This is a genomic window from Novosphingobium sp. 11B, from assembly GCF_054589055.1.
Map to the genome: position 1 here is coordinate 1 of NZ_BAAILP010000142.1, position 3,878 is coordinate 3,878.

General features: G+C 68.1%; 4 protein-coding genes. 1 reads left to right on the forward strand and 3 read right to left on the reverse strand.

Annotated elements, in window-relative coordinates; genetic code table 11:
* Nucleotides 1-114 precede the first annotated feature (114 nt).
* The gene (locus ACYPYD_RS13010; RefSeq protein WP_459663520.1) at nt 115-1,023 is read left to right on the forward strand and encodes a DMT family transporter; all 909 of its coding nucleotides are present in this window, start codon (nt 115-117) and stop codon (nt 1,021-1,023) included.
* 6 nt (nt 1,024-1,029) lie between these two features.
* Here the strand turns inward: ACYPYD_RS13010 and ACYPYD_RS13015 are convergent, their stop codons facing one another.
* The 3 genes from ACYPYD_RS13015 to ACYPYD_RS13025 all read right to left on the reverse strand — a co-directional run bounded on the left by ACYPYD_RS13015 (nt 1,030) and on the right by ACYPYD_RS13025 (nt 3,743).
* Nucleotides 1,030-1,809, reverse strand: coding sequence for an SDR family NAD(P)-dependent oxidoreductase (locus ACYPYD_RS13015; RefSeq protein ID WP_285021183.1), 780 nt, complete (start codon nt 1,807-1,809; stop codon nt 1,030-1,032).
* 87 nt (nt 1,810-1,896) lie between these two features.
* A complete protein-coding gene (locus tag ACYPYD_RS13020) occupies nt 1,897-3,222 on the reverse strand; it encodes a NupC/NupG family nucleoside CNT transporter (protein WP_008831751.1) in 1,326 nt (441 codons plus the stop codon).
* Between the two features lie 323 nt (nt 3,223-3,545).
* The gene (locus ACYPYD_RS13025) at nt 3,546-3,743 is read right to left on the reverse strand and encodes a hypothetical protein (RefSeq protein WP_069709049.1); all 198 of its coding nucleotides are present in this window, start codon (nt 3,741-3,743) and stop codon (nt 3,546-3,548) included.
* Nucleotides 3,744-3,878: the final 135 nt, after the last annotated feature.

Genomic DNA, 3,878 nt, shown 5'->3' on the forward strand with positions numbered 1-3,878 from the left:
CCTGATCCGGGACCGCTGGCCGTGAACAGCCCATCTTGCGGCGCCGGCAGCGAGGTTGTGCCTAAAGATAGCCACCGGTCCCGGATCAGGTCCGGGACGACGAATGGAGCAGCCGTGTCCAAGTGTCCCTCTCACACCCGGGCCTTTCTGCTGCTCGGCCTTGTGATGCTGTTCTGGGCTGGCAATTCGATCACCGGCCGCGCGGTGCGGGACGACATTCCGCCGTTCACGCTCGCGTTCGGGCGCTGGCTCATCGCGGTGCTGATCCTGCTGCCGTTCGCGGCGCGGCAGGCCTGGGCGGAGCGCGCGGCGATAGTCGCGGGATGGCGCTGGATCGCGGCGCTGGGATTCCTCGGCATCGTCTGCTTCAATTCGTTCGTCTACTCCGGGCTACATCATACGAGCGCGGCCAATGCCCTGCTGCTGCAGGCGTCGATTCCGGCTCTGGTACTGGTGCTCGATCGCATGATCTTCGGAACGCGGGCGGGGGTGCTGCACCAGGCGGGCGTCGCACTGTCCACCATCGGCGTCGTCGCCATCGTGTTCCGGGGGGACGTATCCGCGCTGGCGACATTGCGGCTTGGCATCGGCGATGCGCTGGTGCTGTGCGGCGTCGTGGTATGGGGGCTCTACACCGTGCTCCTGCGCAAGCGGCCGCCGATCGCGCCGGCGAGCTTCCTGCTCATGGTGTTCCTGATCGGCGCGGTGGTCATGGCGCCGCTGGCAGCTTGGGAGGCGGCGCAGGGGCTTACAGTCGCCTGGAGCCCGAAGGTGCTTGCGGCCTTCCTCTACGTCGGCATTTTCCCGTCGGTGCTGGCCTACTTCATCTACAACGCCGCGACCGTGCAATTGGGCGCTGCGCGGGCGGGGCAGGCGATCACGCTGATGCCGCTGTTCGGTGCACTGCTCTCCGCGCTGCTGCTGGGCGAGCGGCTGGAAGGCTACCACTTCCTCGGCATGGCGTTGATCCTTGCGGGGATCGTGCTGTCGGCTGCGGAACTGATGCGCAGGCGTTCCGTCTGAGGCGGCTCAGCCGAGGCGTTGGCGCATCCCTTCCGCCATGCCCGCCAGTGCCTCGCGGCGGGGACGGGCGCGGAGCGCATCGAACATGGTGCGGTAATGCGCGTGCGGCACGAAGGTCGGTCCCTCGCGCACGTTGTCGAGGGCGAGGCGGGCCACTTCGGCCGGGCTTTGCAGGTTGGCGATGCCCTCCATCCCGGCGGTCGCCTCGGTTTCGGTAGCACCCGGGCAGAGCGTCAGCACGTCCACGCCGGTGCCCTGCATCTCTCCCCAGAGCGCCTCGCCCAGCGCCACGACCAGCGCCTTGGTGGCGGAGTATGCGGCCGAGTACGGGCAGCCGATCAGGCCCTCGACCGAGGCGGTGAAGATCAGACCTCCGCTCGCCCGTGCCTTGAGGCGGGGGATCAGTCCGTGGGCCAGCTGCATCGGCGCGTGGCAGTTGACGGTGAGCATCCGCGCCATCGCGGCCGGGTCCTGCGCCTCGAACGAGCCCTTGATGTTGAAGCCGGCATTGCTGACGACGAGGCCGATGTCGGTGCCCTCGGTCGCCTCGAGTATCCGCGCGGGAGTCGCCGGGTCACCGAGGTCCGCACCGAGCACGGTGGTCCGGGTGCCGTGCGAGGACGCCAGCCGCTCCGCCAGCGCGTCGAGCCGGTCGGTCCGGCGCGCGGTGAGGACGAGGTGGAAGCCCCGGTCGGCTAGTTCCTCGGCGAAGGCGAGGCCGATCCCTGAGGAAGCGCCCGTCACCAGCGCGGTGGGGCCGTAAGTCTCGCGGAATCGGTCGGTCATGCTCTGGTCCTCTCAAGGGGAAAGAAGACCCAAGCCTCAGGCCGGTGTCCAGTTTCCCCGGGGCAACATCGCCGGGACGGACCAGCTTCAGGCGACGGTGAGGAACAGCCCCGCCAGCGCTGCGCTCATCAGGTTCGACAGGCTGCCCGCCGCCAGCGCGCGGATGCCCAGCTTCGCGATGATCGGGCGCTGGTTGGGGGCGAGGCCGCCGGTCACCGCCATCTGGATCGCGATCGAGGAGAAGTTGGCGAAGCCGCACAGCGCGAACGTCACCACCGCTACCGTGCGGGGCGAAAGCAGGCCGTCCTTGCCCAGTTCGATGAACGAGACGAATTCGTTGAGCACGATCTTGGTGCCGAACAGGCCGCCTGCGTGCAGCGCCTCGGTCCAGTCGGGGGTCGCCAGCAGGTAGAAGATCGGCGCGAAGATATAGCCCAGCAGCGACTGGAACGTCACCCCCTGGAAGCCGAAGAGCCCCGCCGCCCAGCCGACGAAGCCGTTGGCGAGCGCGATCAGCGCCACGAATGCGAGAACCATCGCGCCCACCGCGACCGCCAGCTTCACGCCGGTCTGCGCGCCCTGCGATGCGGCCATGATGATGTTGGCGGGCTTTTCCTCCTCGTGCTCGACGGCTTCGGGCTCGTCGACGTGGACGCCGGGGAGATGGGTGACGTCGGCGCGGTTCATCGCGGCGGCGGCGGCACCGGCAGGCGGCAGGGTGCTCTCATGGACCTCGGCGTCCGACACGGTGCCGGGCCGCGGATCGGGCATGATCATCTTGGCCATGAAGATGCCGCCCGGTGCCGACATGAAGGCGGCGGCGACGAGGTAGTCGATGCGGATGCCCATCGAGGCATAGGCGGCCAGGATCGTGCCCGCCACGCCTGCCAGGCCCACCGTCATCACGCAGAACAGCTGCGAGGGGTTCAGCGAGGCGAGGTAGGGGCGGATCACCAGCGGCGCCTCGCTCTGGCCCACGAAGATGTTGGAGGCCGCGCAAAGGCTTTCGACCTTGCTGATCCCGGTCACCTTCTCCAGCGCGCCGCCCAGCCAGCGCACCACCAGCGGCATGATCTTCAGGTAGTAGAGGATCGAGATCAGCGAGGCGAAAAAGATGATCACCGGCAGCGCCGCGATGGCGAAGCTGGTGCCGCCGATTTCCGGCGAGGCGAGCGGGCCGAACAGGAAGGTCACGCCTTCATGGGCGTAGCTCAGCAGCCCCTCGACGCCCGAGGCGGCGCCGCGCAGCATGCGGTTGCCGAACGGCACGTAGAGCACCAGCGCGGCAAGGCCCGCCTGCAGCGCGAAGGCCGCGCAGACGACGCGCGGGCGGATCGCCTTGCGGTCGGTCGAGAGCAGGAAGGCTGCCGCCATGATGAGAACGATGCCGATCAGGCTGTAGGCGACATGCATCGAGGCGCTTGGCTCCGGGAGAGGAAGGGGGGAAACAGCCGCCGACCCTAGAGGCGCGAGGGACGCAGGGCTAGAGGGTTTCGCGGCAGGTGTCCCGCAAGGTGACAGGTTTACACGGTTTACACTGTCCAGGGCGAAGAAGGTGTCACCTTGCGACGGGGCAGGGGCGTGATTGGCGCAAATGCGTTAGTGCGGGTGTCACCTTGTGCGTGAAAAGTGTCACCTTGGGGCAGCGATGTGTCACCTTGCAGGGCATCGGGTGTAACCTTGTGGCCGGGGGACGGGCGACGGGAAGAGTACGCGGCGGCGCCCTTGTAGGAAAGTTACCCGGCCTGCCGCTTCATCTCCAGATAGGCTGCCTCGCGCGCTTCGGCGTCCAGCGACAGGAGGTAGCGACTGGCCTCCTTGTAAGTCAGGAAAGGCTTGTCATCCGCGACGACAGGCTCGGTGCGGCCGTTGTAGAGGCGGCGCAGCAGGCGGCGCTGGGGGCGGGTGAGGGCATTGTCTTCGTCTTCGGTCATGGCGAGGCGGCTAGCACGGCGGCTAGACGATAGCGATGACCCCGCCGCATCCTCCCCGTTGCGCAGCGATGGGGAGGGGGACCGCCGACGCAGTCGGTGGTGGAGGGGTCGGAAAGCCCCTCCGTCAGTCGCTGC

Bases quoted from the DNA above. Each gene is read 5' to 3' on its own strand.
- ACYPYD_RS13015 (WP_285021183.1), bottom strand. From the start codon at position 1,809: ATGACCGACCGATTCCGCGAGACTTACGGCCCCACCGCGCTGGTGACG.
- ACYPYD_RS13020 (WP_008831751.1), bottom strand. From the start codon at position 3,222: ATGCATGTCGCCTACAGCCTGATCGGCATCGTTCTCATCATGGCGGCA.
- ACYPYD_RS13025 (WP_069709049.1), bottom strand. From the start codon at position 3,743: ATGACCGAAGACGAAGACAATGCCCTCACCCGCCCCCAGCGCCGCCTG.